Origin of the sequence: Acinetobacter sp. HZNU-JH01 (genome assembly GCF_037996845.1) — a bacterium.
Classification (GTDB): Bacteria; Pseudomonadota; Gammaproteobacteria; order Pseudomonadales; family Moraxellaceae; genus Acinetobacter; species Acinetobacter haemolyticus.
Map to the genome: position 1 here is coordinate 525,056 of NZ_JBBMZX010000001.1, position 16,853 is coordinate 541,908.

15 protein-coding genes, 1 tRNA gene and 1 pseudogene are annotated in these 16,853 nt (G+C 37.1%); 10 read left to right on the forward strand and 7 right to left on the reverse strand.

What is annotated here, in order from left to right:
- The first annotated feature begins 58 nt into the window (after nt 1-58).
- Complete coding sequence (bioB, locus tag AAC851_RS02595) at nt 59-1,048, forward strand: biotin synthase BioB (protein ID WP_005081024.1); 990 nt, start codon at nt 59-61, stop codon at nt 1,046-1,048.
- A 49-nt stretch (nt 1,049-1,097) separates the two neighbouring features.
- Here the strand turns inward: bioB and AAC851_RS02600 are convergent, their stop codons facing one another.
- Both AAC851_RS02600 and AAC851_RS02605 read right to left on the reverse strand, forming a co-directional pair.
- Nucleotides 1,098-1,310, reverse strand: coding sequence for a hypothetical protein (locus AAC851_RS02600; protein ID WP_004638793.1), 213 nt, complete (start codon nt 1,308-1,310; stop codon nt 1,098-1,100).
- 120 nt (nt 1,311-1,430) lie between these two features.
- Nucleotides 1,431-1,778 (reverse strand): hypothetical protein, encoded by a 348-nt coding sequence (locus tag AAC851_RS02605; protein ID WP_125503206.1) that lies wholly within the window; start codon nt 1,776-1,778, stop codon nt 1,431-1,433.
- A gap of 469 nt (nt 1,779-2,247) precedes the next feature.
- Between AAC851_RS02605 and AAC851_RS02610 the strand changes: the two genes are divergently transcribed.
- The 6 genes and pseudogenes from AAC851_RS02610 (at nt 2,248) to AAC851_RS02635 (ending at nt 8,904) form a co-directional block, all read left to right on the forward strand.
- Nucleotides 2,248-2,781 (forward strand): fimbrial protein, encoded by a 534-nt coding sequence (locus AAC851_RS02610; RefSeq protein WP_005081028.1) that lies wholly within the window; start codon nt 2,248-2,250, stop codon nt 2,779-2,781.
- A gap of 86 nt (nt 2,782-2,867) precedes the next feature.
- Complete coding sequence (locus AAC851_RS02615) at nt 2,868-3,602, forward strand: fimbrial biogenesis chaperone (RefSeq protein WP_340600452.1); 735 nt, start codon at nt 2,868-2,870, stop codon at nt 3,600-3,602.
- 61 nt (nt 3,603-3,663) lie between these two features.
- Nucleotides 3,664-6,216 (forward strand): fimbria/pilus outer membrane usher protein, encoded by a 2,553-nt coding sequence (locus AAC851_RS02620; protein ID WP_125316768.1) that lies wholly within the window; start codon nt 3,664-3,666, stop codon nt 6,214-6,216.
- The gene (locus tag AAC851_RS02625) at nt 6,213-7,247 is read left to right on the forward strand and encodes a fimbrial protein (RefSeq protein WP_151212088.1); all 1,035 of its coding nucleotides are present in this window, start codon (nt 6,213-6,215) and stop codon (nt 7,245-7,247) included. Before AAC851_RS02620 ends, AAC851_RS02625 begins: the two co-directional genes overlap by 4 nt.
- A gap of 158 nt (nt 7,248-7,405) precedes the next feature.
- Nucleotides 7,406-8,303, forward strand: a pseudogene (locus tag AAC851_RS02630) (DUF4882 domain-containing protein).
- A 307-nt stretch (nt 8,304-8,610) separates the two neighbouring features.
- On the forward strand, nt 8,611-8,904 hold the full coding sequence (locus AAC851_RS02635) for a type 1 fimbrial protein (protein ID WP_125503214.1): 294 nt from the start codon (nt 8,611-8,613) through the stop codon (nt 8,902-8,904).
- A 157-nt stretch (nt 8,905-9,061) separates the two neighbouring features.
- Here AAC851_RS02635 and AAC851_RS02640 read toward each other — a convergent pair whose 3' ends face one another.
- Nucleotides 9,062-9,412, reverse strand: coding sequence for a hypothetical protein (locus AAC851_RS02640; protein ID WP_228153402.1), 351 nt, complete (start codon nt 9,410-9,412; stop codon nt 9,062-9,064).
- A gap of 235 nt (nt 9,413-9,647) precedes the next feature.
- Nucleotides 9,648-9,724, reverse strand: a tRNA-Ile gene (locus AAC851_RS02645).
- Between the two features lie 267 nt (nt 9,725-9,991).
- Here AAC851_RS02645 and AAC851_RS02650 point away from each other — a divergent pair.
- Both AAC851_RS02650 and AAC851_RS02655 read left to right on the forward strand, forming a co-directional pair.
- The gene (locus AAC851_RS02650) at nt 9,992-10,549 is read left to right on the forward strand and encodes a 1-acyl-sn-glycerol-3-phosphate acyltransferase (RefSeq protein ID WP_008941531.1); all 558 of its coding nucleotides are present in this window, start codon (nt 9,992-9,994) and stop codon (nt 10,547-10,549) included.
- A 137-nt stretch (nt 10,550-10,686) separates the two neighbouring features.
- The gene (locus AAC851_RS02655; RefSeq protein ID WP_004638700.1) at nt 10,687-11,436 is read left to right on the forward strand and encodes a YebC/PmpR family DNA-binding transcriptional regulator; all 750 of its coding nucleotides are present in this window, start codon (nt 10,687-10,689) and stop codon (nt 11,434-11,436) included.
- Between the two features lie 43 nt (nt 11,437-11,479).
- On the opposite strand, the gene AAC851_RS02660 is transcribed toward AAC851_RS02655, so the two are convergent.
- The 3 genes from AAC851_RS02660 to pheA form a co-directional block, all read right to left on the reverse strand.
- Entirely contained in the window at nt 11,480-11,950 is a 471-nt protein-coding gene (locus tag AAC851_RS02660) for an Lrp/AsnC family transcriptional regulator (RefSeq protein WP_004638699.1), read from the reverse strand.
- A 287-nt stretch (nt 11,951-12,237) separates the two neighbouring features.
- Nucleotides 12,238-14,487 carry a bifunctional prephenate dehydrogenase/3-phosphoshikimate 1-carboxyvinyltransferase gene (locus AAC851_RS02665; protein ID WP_005090905.1) on the reverse strand — a complete coding sequence of 750 codons (2,250 nt, stop codon included), beginning with the start codon at nt 14,485-14,487 and terminating at the stop codon, nt 12,238-12,240.
- A 72-nt stretch (nt 14,488-14,559) separates the two neighbouring features.
- On the reverse strand, nt 14,560-15,669 hold the full coding sequence (gene pheA / locus AAC851_RS02670) for a prephenate dehydratase (RefSeq protein WP_005081048.1): 1,110 nt from the start codon (nt 15,667-15,669) through the stop codon (nt 14,560-14,562).
- Nucleotides 15,670-15,861: 192 nt separating this feature from the next.
- Between pheA and AAC851_RS02675 the strand changes: the two genes are divergently transcribed.
- A complete protein-coding gene (locus AAC851_RS02675; protein WP_340600453.1) occupies nt 15,862-16,800 on the forward strand; it encodes an alpha/beta hydrolase in 939 nt (312 codons plus the stop codon).
- The last annotated feature ends 53 nt before the right edge of the window (nt 16,801-16,853 follow it).

Sequence of the window (16,853 nt, forward strand, 5' to 3'; positions counted from 1 at the left end):
GGCACGATTTCTGTATGATTAATCTCAATCTTTGTAATCAATCATCATGGATATAACAATGACCCTACGTAATGACTGGACTCGTGATGAAATCCAAGCTTTATATGATCAACCTTTTTTAGACTTAGTTTTTGAAGCACAACGCGTTCATCGCCAACATTTTCAAGCAAACACGATTCAAGTCAGCACACTTCTTTCAATCAAAACGGGTAAATGTCCTGAAGACTGCAAGTATTGCTCCCAGTCAGCACGCTATGACTCAAAACTAGAAGCAGAAAAGCGTATTGCAGTTGACAAGGTAATTCGTGAAGCACAGGCAGCCAAAGACTCTGGGTCATCTCGTTTCTGTATGGGTGCAGCTTGGCGTAACCCTCACGAGCGTGATATGCCATACGTCCTAGAAATGGTACGTGAGGTAAAAGCCTTAGGTCTAGAAACCTGTATGACTCTCGGCATGTTAAATCAATCTCAAGCTGAACGTTTAAAAGATGCGGGCTTGGATTATTACAATCATAATCTTGATACATCACGTGAATACTACTCACATATTATCAGTACGCGCACTTTTGATGACCGTTTAAATACATTAGACCATGTCCGTCAAGCTGGCATGAAAGTGTGTAGTGGCGGTATTGTTGGCTTAGGTGAAAGTCGTAATGACCGTATCGGTTTATTGCATGAACTCGCTACCATGCCTGTGCATCCTGAGTCTGTACCGATTAATATGCTTGTGCCAATCGAAGGAACACCACTAGCTGATGTCGAAAAACTAGATGTAACGGAATGGATCCGTACTATCGCAGTTGCTCGTATCATTATGCCACACAGCTATATTCGCTTATCAGCAGGACGTGAATCACTTAGTGATTCGGATCAAGCATTGGCATTTATGGCTGGAGCTAACTCGTTGTTCTCTGGTGAGAAACTTCTTACAACGCCAAATGCTGGCGAAGGTAAAGATCAAGTGTTATTTGCCAAATTAGGTTTGACTGCTGAAAAGCCAAAACCAACTGTTGCAGAGCTCTCAATAGATGCGATGAGCGCATAAACGCAAAAGCCTTGTCAACTGACAAGGCTTTTTCTTTCTCGTTATGAAATTATACTGATGTCACTAAGATGCCATATTTCGCATTTAAGAACATTCCTTCTCGGATGATATCCACACCAGCAGCATGGGTAACGGATAACTCCTGTGAGTGCACATCAAAATGGAATGAATCAAATACCTCCTGATGATGCATTAGCCACATCAGAGTATCAGTCAAATTTTTATCTACAGTATAGGTTTCAGAGTCAAAATTCTTATCCATAGCGCTATTCTGATCACAAGATGAAATAACATCATAACCAATAGCCTAGATAAATTCAGCTCAAGCTAAAACAATTGACTAAACCTTATAAGTATTCAGCTTTAATTTAGACACCTAACATTAAGCTGCAAGTGGTCGTTCAATTTGAATACCTGTTATTAGACTTTGCATTGCTTTAGGGTTGAGTTGCAAAGTCAAAATATGGCTATCTAGATGAACATGATAAGCACTAATCAATGCCTGCTTCCCTTGATCGGTTTCAAGTACGTATTCATCCACAATGTTTAGAATACCTTCAAGATTAGTTGTGCTCGAAGCACGGTCATGTCCAAACAAATCATAGATCGTTTGTAAATTAAAACTGGTTTGGTGTTCTGTCGAATGAGACTTTAAATAATCTTGCAAAAACAGAACAAACTTGTGTGCGAAGAAATAATAGTCTGGTTTGTGGGTATAAAGCATGTTCATGGATATCTCCTTGCGATGTTTTTTTCATCAATTCATGCTTAAAAATTAGTCCCACAATCTTAAAAAATTCTTAAAAAAAGTTTGAGCTTTTTGTTAACCATTTTGATGACCCAAAATTTTAATTTTAAGAATACCTAATCATTTGTCATAAAAAATTCATATAAAATTCCGCCAATTTTGAATAAAAAATAAACAAACAATCAATTATTTCTAATAAATTTTTTGTAATTTTTACCAAATTTTATATTTCTCAACCCGTATATTGAAGATTTTTTTGACCAAAAAATAAAATTAAACAAACAGTTAAATTTGATCGCAGGAAAATTTAAACAAAAATTAAGCATTTTGTGACACAGTTTGCATTTTGTTTAATTAATGATATATTTCGCACATTACTTGTTCAGCGCAAAAATTTAACTGAAAAGGTAATATAATTCAAACTTTTAGCTGATGTATTTGAGAAATTATTATGAAAAAACTTGCTTTGATCGCTGCTCTTTCAGTTGTTGGTATTGCAAATGTACAAGCTGCTGACGGAACAATTACAATCAATGGTTTAGTAACTGACAAAACTTGTAACATCGTTACTCCAGCAGGTAAAGACTTCACAGTTACTCTCCCTACTGTTTCTAGACAAACTCTAGCAAATGCTGGTGATGTAGCAGGTCGTACTCCATTCCAAATCAACTTGGAAGACTGTTCAGCTGGTAAAGTTGCAACTTACTTCGAACCAGGTGCAACTGTTGACTTCAATACTGGTCGTTTAATCAACCAAGCTGCTGCTGGTGCTCAAAACGTTGACGTTCAATTACTTGGTGACAACAACCAAGTAATCCCTGTATTAGCTGCTGGCGCTACTGGTGCTCAAGCTAACTCTCAGTGGGTTGACGTTGTAGAAGGCGGTAGCGCTGATCTTAACTACTATGCTGAATACTATGCAACTGGCGCTTCAACTGCTGGTGAAGTAACAACTTCAGTTCAATACACAATTATTTATCAATAATCTATTGATAACTGAGTTTCTATGTTTTCGAACATAGAAACTCCTCTGTATTTCATCACTTTCGCCTTTTTCTGAGAATGTTTCACATGTCATTTAACGGTAGTAAATTCTTGTCTGGTTTTGCACTCTGTTCAATGTTAGCAACTGCTGCTACTCATGCAGAGATTGTCATTCACGGCACGCGCGTTATTTATCCTTCCGATGCACGTGAAGTCACTTTACAGCTCAGTAATAATGGCTCTAAACCAGCATTAGTCCAAGCATGGATTGATGAAGGAGATCCCAAAAGTACACCTGATCAATCAAAAGTTCCTTTTATGATCACGCCTCCGATTTCGCGTGTTGAAGCAACAAAAAGCCAAACTCTCCGGATTACAGCTTTACCAAATGCATCACAGCTAAATCAACAGCAAGAATCTGTACTTTGGTTAAACGTATTGGATATTCCACCTCGACCAACAGGTAAAGGTGCTGAATCAGTACCAGATAATTTTTTACAACTTGCAATTCGTTCAAGAATTAAATTCTTCTACCGCCCTGCGAGTATTAAAGAAGATGCTAATTTAGCAGCCGATAAGCTGCAATGGCAAAAAGCAGGTCAAAGTGTGGTCATCAAAAACCCAACACCTTTTCACATTACGATGACTTCAATCTATCAAGTCAATGGTGATAAAAAAGTTGATTTATTACCCAAAGGTTTAATGTTAAAGCCATTTTCTGAAGATCGTGTTCAATTAAAAATCTCCAATACTGAAAAAATGAGCTTTATCAATGTAAATGATTATGGCGGACGTGTCGAGAAACCAATTAAGTTTCAATAATCATTTTTCATCCAGATAACCAATAATTTTAAGTACCTATACAATATAGGCGATTCTTATTATGTCAAAAAAGCACGCACCATATAGATTATTAAAGCGTCATATTTGTTTTTACCTAACCTCTGGCATAATCAGCATGACTGTGCCAGTGATGGTGTATGCAGACGAACTCAAAAACAATAATGCGATGGAAGCAGAGTTCGACTCTTCGTTTTTGATTGGTGATGCGCAAAAGATCGATATTTCACGCTTTAAGTACGGTAACCCTGTATTACCAGGTGAATATAATGTAGACGTATATATTAATGGTAAATGGTTCGGCAAACGCCGTATGCAATTTAAAGCTGTCGATCCTAAACAAAATGCCGTTACCTGCTTCAACTCTAATACTTTACTCGAGTACGGTGTTAAGCAAGATGCTTTAGCGATCCATCAGTCTGCTATTTCACAAAATAGCTGCCTAAAAATAGATGAATGGATTGAAGATGCATACTATGATTTTGATACGTCTAAGTTGCGTGTAGATATTTCTATTCCTCAGGTTGCGATACAAAAAAATGCTCAAGGCTATGTCGATCCAAGTGTTTGGGATCGTGGTGTAAATGCTGGCTTTTTATCTTATAGCGGTAGTGCATATAAAACATTTAATAGAAGCAATGACAATAAAGAAACCACTAATGCATTTATGGCATTAACAGCTGGAGCGAATCTTGCTGGCTGGCAATTACGTCACAATGGTCAATGGCAGTGGAAAGATCAGCCTAACGAGAATGAAAGTAAATCAAACTATCAATCTACAAGTACCTATTTGCAACGTGCATTTCCTCAATATCGTGGTGTACTTACATTAGGTGATAGTTTTACCAATGGTGAAGTTTTCGATTCATTTGGATACCGTGGTATTGATTTTTCTAGTGATGACCGGATGTTGCCAAATAGTATGCTGGGTTATGCACCTCGTATTCGTGGCAATGCAAAAACAAATGCTAAAGTTGAAGTACGTCAACAAGGGCAATTGATTTACCAAACGACTGTGTCACCAGGTAGCTTTGAAATTAATGATCTCTACCCAACGGGTTTCGGTGGTGAACTTGAAGTTTCTGTGATTGAATCAAATGGTGATATTCAAACATTTTCAATCCCCTACGCTTCTGTCGTTCAAATGCTAAGACCTGGCATGAGCCGCTACTCGGTCACTGCTGGTGAGTTCCGAGATCGTGATATCGATTTAGACCCTTGGGTTGTACAAGGTAAATACCAACTCGGTATTAACAACTACCTGACTGGTTATACAGGTTTTCAAGCAACTGAACGATATGCATCTGCACTATTAGGTACAGCTTTTGCGACACCTCTAGGTGCTATTTCAGTTGACGTAACCCATTCTGAAGCTGACTTTGAGAAAAAAGCGTCTCAATCTGGTCAAAGTTATCGCTTGAGCTATAGTAAGCTGATCTCTCCGACAAGTACCAATTTAACCTTAGCCGCATATCGATACTCGACTGAAAATTATTACAAATTACGTGATGCACTTTTAATCCGTGATTTGGAAGATAAAGGTATCAACAGCTATGCTGTGGGTAAACAACGTAGTGAATTTCAAATTACCTTGAATCAGGGTCTTCCTGATGGTTGGGGTAACTTCTACATGGTCGGTTCATGGGTTGATTATTGGAATCGCAATGAAAGCGGTAAACAATACCAGTTTGGTTATAGTAATAACTACCATGGTTTAACTTATGGTTTATCTGCAACCAAACGACAAGTTGACTATAGCTCTAATAATCGTACACGTGACACTGAATACTTGATGACGCTCTCCTTCCCATTGAGCTTTAAGAAACATTCGATGAATGTGAATGCAAATGCATCACAAAACAACCGAACTGTTGGTGTTAGTGGTACTGTTGGCGATCGCTTTAGCTATGGTTCATCCATGTCACATCAAGACTATAACAATCCAACATTCAACGTAAATGGTCGCTATCGCACCAATTTCACGACCGTTGGTGGATCTTATAGTATTGCTGATACCTATCAACAAGCGATGGTAAGTTTAACAGGAAATATTGTTGCGCATCGCGATGGTATCTTATTCGGCCCTGAACAAGGTCAAACCATGGTATTGGTTTATGCTCCTGATGCAGCAGGTGCCAAAGTCAATAATACAACAGGTTTAAGTGTCAATAAGGATGGCTATGCTGTTATTCCTTATGTAACACCATATCGTTTAAACGACATCACACTAGATCCACAAGAAATGTCTACAAATGTCGAACTTGAAGAAACTAGCCAACGAATTGCCCCATTCGCAGGGTCTATTACGAAAGTAGACTTTTCTACGAAGAAAGGTTATGCAATTTACATTGCTGCTAAAACTTCGACTGGTGAAAATCTACCATTTGCAGCTCAAGTATTTGATCAAAATAATGAGTCTGTTGGTATTGTTGCTCAAGGCAGCATGGTGTATTTACGTACCCAAAAAGCACAAGATCAACTGTATGTAAAATGGGGTGATGATAGCGCTGAGCAATGTGAGATTACTTATGACGTAACGGCTCAGCTTGCACAAGATCAACAAAACTTAATAATGACTGAGGCGGTTTGTAAATGAAAAAATTACTCTTAAACAGTGTTTTGCTCACCGCTGGTCTTGGTTTGTATGGTGAGGCAAATGCAGCTTGCGCTCCAACATCAGGGTTCACAACTAAAGACATTAGTATGGCTGTAGGTCGAGTTGTTGTTCGGCCTAGTGATGCAGTTGGCACAATTCTCAGAAAAGCAACTTTTCCAATTAACCCTAATAATTCAACGATCAATTGTACTCGATATTCGACTGGAACAGTACGTGCTGACTTAACACAAAGCTATCCCATTAGTTCACTTGGAAATAATATCTATACAACAAACATTCCAGGAATTGGCATTCGTTTATATCGTGAAGCTCAGAATAGTACGAATTTTTCTGGTTATTATCCATATTCTAGAACCATTACAGGTGGTTCCGGTTGGAATGGTACAAACTATTCTTTAGATACGGGATATTTTGTAGTAGAAATCGTTAAAACCGCTGCTAATACTGGTTCTGGTACTTTAGTTCCAGGTCAATATAGTAGCTATTATTTAACATCACATCCAACACAACCTATTTTAACCAGTCATGTATATGGCAATGCTATCACAATTGCTTCTTCTTCGTGTGAACTACAAGGGAATATTAATAAAGTCGTCACTCTACCTACCGTTACAAAGTCAGGATTTACTGGTATTGGTTCAACTCAAGGTGCTCAATCATTTGATTTAAATATTCTCTGTAATGGTGGTGAAAACCCGACTGGCTATGAAGAAAAGAACTTGATTAGTTTAAGTTTTGATTACGTACAAGATGGAACTAATAATCAAGTACTATCAAATATATCTCCAGCTGCCACTAGAGCGAATGGTGTCGGGGTACAATTACTTTGGAATTACAACAGTAAAAATCAAGTGATAAAAAAAGGCGATAAATTAGAAATCGGTACAGTAAGGTCTAATGAGATTGTGCAATACAATGTTCCACTAACAGCACAATATTATCAGACAGCAAATAATGTAAGTGCTGGCACAGTTCGAGCAATGGCAACTGTAACTATCGAATATGATTGATTTTTAACGAGACCTCTTTTTTTAAAAGAGGTCTTTTGTTAAAAAAATTAAACTATAAATTCTGAAATTTTCACTTGATAAAAATTAAATCCATTCAAAAGTATGAACTTTTAGCTTTTTTAAAAAATTTTAAACCACTTAACTTATAGGAACTATCAATGAAAAAAATTGGTATATTGACGCTTAGCTTAGCCCTGCTTGGCTGTGGTGAAAATCAAAATAGCTCACAAAGTAGCAATACTACATCCCAATCTACAGCAACAACATCAACTAGCTTAAGTTTACGTAGTTTAAATCAGAGTCAAACATGTCAGTATAACTTTGATGCAACACAACAAGATTACGATAATTGGAACAATCAAAATTCTGGATATATGCCAATAACCATCTTTCCGATTATTGATGGTCAAAAATTCAGTTTTTCAGTATTACCATTTACAGAGGAAGAATTTTCGTACATCAGCTACATCTCAACCACTAAAGCACAATTAAGTGGTACGAATAATGATGGCGATTTTACTTTACCTAAATCAGGTATTATAGCACTAGAAATGCAGCTTAAAGTTCCTAAAAAACTTTCAGAAAATTCTTCCTACATCTCTGACATTTCTCTAAGAGCTATAACAGGAAATGGCTATACAGTAGATTCAAATTTTGGCTTTCAATCAGGAACTTATGATCCAGATTTTGGGGGAAAACCCTTCAAATTTAAATTATAGTTTGTCATCTCGACTTAGTGATGGAACTGGCCCTATCTCAACTTACTTCCAATACATCAACATGACTAATAATCCAATAAGCTATCAACGCTTAGGTATATATATTAACCAAGAAAGCAAGCAAGTCGGTTTTATTCTTAACGGAATAGATAAAGGATATCAATCTAACCTACCAGCGATATTGGAGAATATTAGCTTTAATGTTCGAAGCGGTGTGGCAATAGAATTTGACCCAGAAAACGAACAAAAATTCTCATCAGAGCTAATCACTGACCGCAATGCCCTACAGTTCACTTATCCACAAGGTACGACTGATATCTGTGGCAATATTATTTAGAGCGTAAATACGAAAGCCTAATCCTGAGATTAGTCTTTTTCTTTTTTAAGCACTGTTCAATGCTTAAATTCAAATGAAAGATTCATTCTCTTCTCAAAAAATAGATTCAAACCAAATTCACATTATAGAAGAAATAAGTGATTAAGATAACAAACCCAATTCAATATAACACTTATCAAAATTAAAATAAAATTATAACCAATTCACATTTTAAAAATTATTTTAATCAACACCTTATATTTAAGATTGCCTTTATAATAATTTATATGTTAATAAATAATTAATTCATTATAAAAGGATCATAAATATGAATAAAATAATATATAAATTCATATTGTCTGCGTCGTTAGCAATCATAGCCTCTACCAGCTATGCAGCCAATACGATAAAAATAACTGGACAAATTGTCGAAGACACTTGTTCTCAGCAACATCAGCATCAAGATTGTGAATTAATCAACAATTTAAATAAAAAAATAAATAAGGAATCAACAAATTTAAATGATTTGGTAATTAATTCACAAAAAAACAATATGATTGAAATTAATATTGAAAGGAGACCCGAAAACAATAATAGTGTAATTATTATTAGTTATTATTAATATAGCAAAATAAAACTTAATGCTACTGTGCTATTAAATGATTATTCAACACCCAAAAAATAATGTTTTATAGCACAGTTTTAAATAAAATGGGCACACATCACCAAAACACAATGTGATATAAATTACATATCAATAGATTTATGTTAAATAGCTATCATTCAAAGTCAAAACCTACAGTATCTGACTTATTCCAATGCTGATTCATTTGCTCTGAAACTTTCTCTCTCGAGAGTCCTTCTTCAACATAAAAAAACCGAGTTTCCTTATTCCTTTTAAGCATCATCAAATGATAATTCACTACACATTTTTTCAATGTAACAGCAAAATCTCGTTGTGAATGATCAGTTAAATCTTGCTCTGCTTTTTCAATATCTTCATGCTGAATAAGCCAATTTAATTGCAAAGGATCACCATGATCAATTGGCACTGTAAGAACCTCTCCATCCTTAAAGCCACCTAAATATGCTATTTTCATGTTTTTCTCTCTTTTTGTTTTGTTGTTCATGTATTTATTAAATCATAAAAAGTAGCCAAGAAGAATTGAGAAGCACAACAGTCTTACCAAACGACTACGTAACTATAAAAAATAAGTTATTAATAATTATAATAATTTTATACCAATATTGTGATAGCACAATTATTATCAAATCAAATTTGATAGATACCAAACTATATTGATTAAACAAATGGTGGCATTAAAAAACCACTTAGGATTAGTACACCTAAGTGGTTGTTTTATATGGTGGGCCCACCGTGACTTGAACACGGGACCAACGGATTATGAGTCCGCTGCTCTAACCAACTGAGCTATAGGCCCTATAACTTTAAATCATATTATTATGATTAAATTCTGCGGAATTTTAGTTAAATTTAACTTAAATTACAAGCAGATGATTTTATCAAACATACAGAATTGTAAGTAAAATCATTAACTGCGCTGATTCTATCTGATCTTTGCGTATTGAGTAAAGCATATATTACGTTTTTTGATCATTTATAAGACATCCAAATTTTCATTCAATCTGGAATTTGCGGATATGTATTTTCTACAAAACTCGTATTACACTGCTGTCATTCAGTTGTAATGGTTGTGACCATGAGAAAATTTTTAGGAAAAACTATATTTAAAGCAACAGGTTGGGAATATGAAGTAGATCCTAGCATTTTAGAAAAGAAACAAGTGATTATAGGTTTTGAGCATACATCTAACCTAGATACAATCTTATCACTTGCCCTATTTGAGATTTTGCAATTAAAAATCCATACTTTGATCAAAAAAGAGTTGTTTAAAGGGCCCTTAAAACCTGTCCTAGAACGTCTAGGGGGTATCCCTGTTGATCGTAAGGCAAGCAAAGATATCGTGACTCAAATGGTTGATCTATTTAATCAGAATGAGCAGTTTAATCTTGTCATCGCACCTGAGGCCACTCGAGCAAAAGATGGTGAAGAACGTAAGCCAATCCGTACAGGTTTTTGGCATATTGCCAAGGCAGCGAACGTCCCAATCATTTTAATGTATGCCAATGCACGGACCAAAAAAGGTGGAATTTTAGGGAAAATCTACCCTACTGATCTACAACAAGATCTAGAGAAAATTAAAGCGATGTATGCTGAATATGACATTGATGTCAAAATTAATTAGAAAAAGTTTAGCTGATCAAGTTTTGTGATTTCATCATAATTTTATATTTTGAATGTTAGCGGCGAGAGTTTTCAACAAAACCCTTGCTATGCTAATATTCACGCACTTTTTGAGTTTTATTTTTTGGAGTTACTTCCATGGCGGGTCATTCTAAATGGGCCAATATTAAGCATCGTAAAGCGAAACAAGATGCCAGTCGCGGTAAAGTCTTTACTAAATATATCCGCGAGATTGTTACCGCAGCAAGATTAGGCGGTCCTGATGCAGCGAGTAACCCTCGTTTACGTGCTGTTGTTGAAAAAGCACTTTCTGTCAATATGACACGTGATACCATCAATCGGGCAATCCAACGCGGCGCTGGTGGTGAAGAAAATGATGATTTAAAAGAAGTAACCTATGAAGGTTATGGTGTCGGTGGTGTTGCTGTTATCGTTGAAACGATGACTGATAATTTAAACCGTACTGTACCTGATGTTCGACACTGTTTTAGTAAAACCAATGGTAACTTAGGAACGAATGGTTCAGTTGCATATCTGTTTACTAAACGTGGTGAAATTTCTTTCGAAGATGTCTCATTAGAAGACAAAATCATGGAAGTCGCTTTAGAAGCGGGCGCTGATGATATCGAAGTTGATGAAGACAGCATTCTCGTCATTACCAGTCCAGAGAGCTTTGGTGAGGTTCAAGATGCGCTAGCTGCGGCAGGTTTAAAATCTGATAATGCCGAAGTTGTTATGAGCCCATCAACTAAGGCTGAAATCACGGATGTTGATCAAGCAAAACAAATCATGAAAATGATTGATATGTTAGAAGATCTTGATGATGTTCAAAACGTTTATACCAACGTTGAATTCTCTGAAGAAGTCTTAGAACAGCTTGATGCATAAGCAATCAAGATGAGTAAAAAATGCATCTTTTTAGATGCATTTTTTATAGCTTATTTAAAAGTTTATAACAGTTAAAGACGTTGTATTCTTTGATCACAAAACTGGAATGTAGCGCGACAACACTGTCGATTTTACCAATACGGCGTAATAATATTTCACTGTAATCATCCATATTACGCGCAACAAGTTCTAAAATAAAATCTGCACTCTGCCCTGTGACCAAAAAAGCATTGGTTACTTCTGGAATATCTTCTAGCTCTTCTAAAAACTTATCAAAAGTCTCACTATCATGCTTGCTCAAAGAAACTTGCAATAAGATATGTAAACTGAATCCAAGCTTATTAAAGTTAATTTCTCTTTTTAGCTGTCCCATCACCTGAGATTCAATCAAATTTTTGATCCGACGATGCACCGAACTCACAGACAGATTAATACGTTCTGATAGCTCATTCAGGTTCACATCTTCATGCGTTAAGATCTCAAGAATCTGCTTATCGAAACGATCTAACTCCATCTTATTATTCCTTTTTCAATGCAATGAAATTTAGTCACCTATTATTTCCCTGTTTGCATTTTTTTAAAAGTGTATTTGACAATAATTTCCAATTTTTAAAGATTTTATTCAATTATATTTGAATAAAAAGTCATAACTTCAGATTATTTCCCACATACTGACCTATTAAACTTATTTTTTTCAACTCTAAGCTATTCTTACTACATATGATAAAAAATGAGCCAAGTTTTAGCTTGGCTCGTTTTTAAATAGATTTCATTTTAAGTTATATTGCAATCAAAAATTGCTTAAGCTTCTACAACTTTCAAATCAAGACCTGCTGTGTTTGCAAGTTCCGTAAACGTCGGAAAACTTGTTGCAACCGTTTCAGTACCATGAATCGTAATCGCACCAGCAGTTCTCAGACCTGCAATACTAAAACTCATTGCAATACGATGATCATGGTGAGATTCAATTTCACCACCATTAAAGATTGCTGACCAATCGCCAGATTTGCCTTTACCTTCAATGATGATACCATCTTCAGTTGGCGTGCAATCGATACCCATGATTTTCAAACCATCTGCCATCACTTGGATACGATCAGATTCTTTTACACGCAACTCAGCAGCTCCAGTCAACACAGTTTGACCTTCAGCACATGCAGCCGCTATAAATAATGCTGGGAATTCATCAATTGCCAATGGCACTTGATCCTCTGGCATATGGATGCCTTTAAGTGTACGAGAACCTTTAATATGAATATCTGCAATCGGCTCACCGCCTGCAATACGTTCATTTTCAACGGTCAGATCAGCACCCATTTGTTTCAGAATTTCAATCACACCCGTACGTGTTGGGTTAATACCGACCGCTTCCAGTACAACATCTGCACCTTCTGTAATCGCAGCGCCAACCATAAAGAACGCAGCAGAAGAAATATCAGAAGGAACTTGAATATTCGTACCGACTAACTTACCACCGCCCACAAGAGAAATTTTATTGCCTTCAGTTTTCACATCATATCCAAAGGCACGTAACATACGTTCAGTATGATCCCGTGTTGGTTCAGGTTCAGTCACTGAAGTTACACCTTCAGCCCATAAACCTGCTAATAAAATTCCAGATTTCACTTGCGCAGAAGCCATTGGTAAATCGTATTGAATCCCTTTAAGCGCTTGGTTACCTGTAATACTTACTGGTGGTGTACCTTTTTCACCGGTGGTTTGAATCTGAGCACCCATTTCACGGAGTGGCTTGGCAATACGCTCCATTGGACGTTTAGACAATGATGCATCACCGGTCATCACAGAATCAAACTTTTGCACTGACAACATGCCAGACAACAAACGCATGCTTGTACCAGAGTTACCCATATATAAAGCGCTTGCAGGGGCTTTCAAGCCATGCATACCGACACCATGAATCGTGACTTCACCATTCTTCGGACCTTCGATGCTTACACCCATGTCACGGAAAGCTTGTAAAGTTGCCAATGCATCTTCACCCTCTAAGAAACCTGTCACATGCGTTGTGCCTTCAGCAATCGCTCCAAACATGATTGAGCGATGTGACACAGACTTGTCACCAGGTACGGTGAATTTACCTGTAAATGTTTTCTTTCCCGGTAAAATGCTAAATTGCTGTGTCACCTTGTTTTTCTCCATCAAAGGTTTTTTGGCTAACATATGGTTAAAGTGTTGACGAGCAGCTTGAGCATGCCCAAGCAATCCCATCAACGCTTGTGAATCTTCCTGTTCGATCAGTTTTTTCAACACTGAAAGTTGCTGTTCAAAACCTTCTACAGCATTCAAAATCGCAGTTTTGTTGGCGAAAAAAATATCATGCCACATTTGTGGATCACTGGCTGCGATTCGAGAAAAGTCTCGAAAACCACCCGCAGCATAACGGAAGATATCTAAATTATCTTCACGGTTCGCCAATTGCTCTACTAGATTGAAAGCCATCAAATGTGGTAAATGACTGGTGTGTGCCAATACTTCATCATGTTTGGTCACATCCATACAGATGACTTCAGCTTTCGCAGCAGACCAAAGCTGAATCAGCTTTTCGACCGCCCAATCCGCACTTGTAGCAACTGGTGTCAAAATCACTTTATGATTTGCAAATAAATCGACTTTGCCTGCATGCACACCTGTATGTTCAGCACCTGCGATCGGATGTCCAGGAACAAAACCAACCGGTAGACGCTCACCAAACACGGCTTTTGCAGCCTCAACAACATTGCCTTTGGTACTTCCCACATCGGTAATGATGGCATTTTGGTCCAGATAAGGCTTGATCTGTTCGAGTACCTTTTGAGTTGCACGCACAGGTAGTGCCAAAACAATTAAGTCAGCACCTACAACAGCTTCTTCAGGATTTGCATAACCTTCCTGAATAATACCCAATGCTTTTGCGTCATCTAATGTTTTCTTTGAGCGTGTTGAAGCGACAATTTCAGATGCAAGTTGTTCTGCCACAATCACACGAGCAAGACTAGACCCAATCAGTCCAAGTCCAATAAATGCAACTTTTTTAAATAATGGTTGAGACATAAAACATATTTGCCTAATAAGACGATTTTGATATGGATAGATGTATAAACCACCTACCCATACGGTCAAAAATTATAAAACAGCGATTGGATAAGAACCCAGTACTCGCAGCTCTTTAACCATCGGACGAATTTCGTCTAAAGCTGCAGCTACATTAGCTTGATCAATATGACCTTCTAAATCAATAAAGAACACATAGGCCCATTTTTCAGGTAAAGCTGGGCGCGTTTCAATACTGGTCAAGCTGATTTGATGCTTCGCAAATGGCGCAAGGATCTCTAATAAAGCACCTGCACGATCATGTGCTGAGATCAATAAAGAAGTTTTATCATTACCACTTTGAGGAATTTTTTCACGGCCAATCACAAGGAATCGCGTCGTATTTTCTGGATTATCCTCAATATTGCTATGTAAAATCTCAAGATTATACATATTCGCCGCAATGTCAGATGCAATCGCAGCAGAATGCCATTCATTACGAATACGACGTGCAGCCTCTGCATTAGAATTTAGGGCAACACGCTCTACACCGGGATAATGAGCATCCAACCACTTACGGCACTGTGCTAAAGTCTGCTGATGCGCATAAATCTGTTTAATACTATCTTTGCGGGTATTTTCTGATACAAGAAATTGATGATGAATCCGAAGTTCTACCTCACCAATGACATTTAAAGTCGATGCTTTAAAACAATCAAGGGTATGATTTACGATTCCTTCAGATGAGTTTTCAACTGGCACTACACCATAATGCGCACTGCCCGCCTCAACTTCACGGAACACTTCATCAATAGTTGGCAACGGACGCACAATTGCATCTTGCCCAAAATGCTTCAAAACAGCCGATTGCGTAAATGTTCCTTCAGGTCCTAAGAATGCAATGCTCTGTGGTGCTTCAAGCGCCAAACAGGCAGACATAATCTCACGGAATAATCGAGCCATCGTCGCATCAGATAAAGGTCCTTGATTACGTTCCATAACTTTACGTAATACCTGCGCTTCACGTTCTGGACGATAAAATAATGGATTCTCTTCTGCTGCAAATTTCGCCTTAGCTACTGCCTCAGCCAACGAAGCGCGGCGATTGAGTAATTCTTGGATTTGTTGATCGACACTATCAATATCGTTACGAATTTGTTCTAAATTAAGTGAAGTCGATGTGTTTTGTCCATCGTTTACCATTGAATGCAGCCTCAGCAAAATCATCTATAAGAATGGATTACAATTCATCTGTGAATTGGTTATCTGAGCTAGTATAACAAGACTTTAAGCTATTAAACACGCTGAGTTTTAACTCTTTTTACGATTCGGCTTTATTGATAATGATTTTCATTATATATTTTAAAATGAAATTTCAACACGTATGAATTACTTATGTTTAAACATCTTGGTATTTTAACTTTTTCTTTACTGATCGGTACACAAATAGCGTTTGCCCAATCCACATCAGCAAATACAAATAACCCCTCTTTAAAGACAAATACCCAGATACAATCAAGCTTTGTATTAAAATCAAAATATACACAACATGAGTATTTAATTCAGGTCTCAATACCCTCTGGTGAGATACCATCCCAAGGTTTTCCTGTACTTTATGTACTTGATGGTAATGCAGCTTTTGAGAGCGCAGCCAATATCGCCAAATCTGTAGGAGCTGGTGCCAATCGTCTTGGACTAAGCCCCGTTGCTATCGTTGCGATTGGCTATCCAAATCAAACGACTTTTGATGTAGAAAAACGTGCTTTAGATTACACGCCTAAAGCTTCTGCTGAGTTTCAGCAACAAGCCAAATACGAATATGGTGGTGCAGATCAATTTATCCAATTTATAGAAAAAGAACTCAAGCCAGAAATTAGCGCACGTATTCAAGTCAATCCACAACAACAAAGCCTATTCGGACATTCATTTGGCGGCTTATTTGTTTTACATACATTCTTGTCACAACCACAAAACTTTCAACGCTATATCGCTGCTAGCCCTTCTTTATGGTTTGATAATTATGCACTGTTAAATCGACAAAAAGATTGGTTAAGCAAGCCAGTAGATAAACAACCAAATTTGATGCTGATGACAACGGTTGGCACACATGAACAACGCAGAGACCTCACTCCTAGTGCTCAATCAATACAAAAACAAAATAATTTTTATCAAAATTTTAGTCAGCATCGTTCAAATCAATTCTTATTTTGGGATTATAAGCACCCAGCTGAGCAGCATCTCACCAATATGTATGCAAGCTTACCCAAAGCCATTATGTTAGCAGGCTGTCAAACTGAACGTTGTGCTACTTTATTTGATGAACAGAAACCTTAATCTTCCATACATATACATAAAACAAAACAGCCCGCTCTAAGGCAAGCTGTTTT

What these genes read in the sequence shown, in the direction of transcription:
- bioB (WP_005081024.1), top strand. Translation starts at nt 59, where the DNA reads ATGACCCTACGTAATGACTGGACTCGTGATGAAATCCAAGCTTTATAT.
- AAC851_RS02600 (WP_004638793.1), bottom strand. Translation starts at nt 1,310, where the DNA reads ATGGATAAGAATTTTGACTCTGAAACCTATACTGTAGATAAAAATTTG.
- AAC851_RS02605 (WP_125503206.1), bottom strand. Translation starts at nt 1,778, where the DNA reads ATGAACATGCTTTATACCCACAAACCAGACTATTATTTCTTCGCACAC.
- AAC851_RS02610 (WP_005081028.1), top strand. Translation starts at nt 2,248, where the DNA reads ATGAAAAAACTTGCTTTGATCGCTGCTCTTTCAGTTGTTGGTATTGCA.
- AAC851_RS02615 (WP_340600452.1), top strand. Translation starts at nt 2,868, where the DNA reads ATGTCATTTAACGGTAGTAAATTCTTGTCTGGTTTTGCACTCTGTTCA.
- AAC851_RS02620 (WP_125316768.1), top strand. Translation starts at nt 3,664, where the DNA reads ATGTCAAAAAAGCACGCACCATATAGATTATTAAAGCGTCATATTTGT.
- AAC851_RS02625 (WP_151212088.1), top strand. Translation starts at nt 6,213, where the DNA reads ATGAAAAAATTACTCTTAAACAGTGTTTTGCTCACCGCTGGTCTTGGT.
- AAC851_RS02635 (WP_125503214.1), top strand. Translation starts at nt 8,611, where the DNA reads ATGAATAAAATAATATATAAATTCATATTGTCTGCGTCGTTAGCAATC.
- AAC851_RS02640 (WP_228153402.1), bottom strand. Translation starts at nt 9,412, where the DNA reads ATGAACAACAAAACAAAAAGAGAGAAAAACATGAAAATAGCATATTTA.
- AAC851_RS02650 (WP_008941531.1), top strand. Translation starts at nt 9,992, where the DNA reads ATGGTTGTGACCATGAGAAAATTTTTAGGAAAAACTATATTTAAAGCA.
- AAC851_RS02655 (WP_004638700.1), top strand. Translation starts at nt 10,687, where the DNA reads ATGGCGGGTCATTCTAAATGGGCCAATATTAAGCATCGTAAAGCGAAA.
- AAC851_RS02660 (WP_004638699.1), bottom strand. Translation starts at nt 11,950, where the DNA reads ATGGAGTTAGATCGTTTCGATAAGCAGATTCTTGAGATCTTAACGCAT.
- AAC851_RS02665 (WP_005090905.1), bottom strand. Translation starts at nt 14,487, where the DNA reads ATGTCTCAACCATTATTTAAAAAAGTTGCATTTATTGGACTTGGACTG.
- pheA (WP_005081048.1), bottom strand. Translation starts at nt 15,669, where the DNA reads ATGGTAAACGATGGACAAAACACATCGACTTCACTTAATTTAGAACAA.
- AAC851_RS02675 (WP_340600453.1), top strand. Translation starts at nt 15,862, where the DNA reads ATGTTTAAACATCTTGGTATTTTAACTTTTTCTTTACTGATCGGTACA.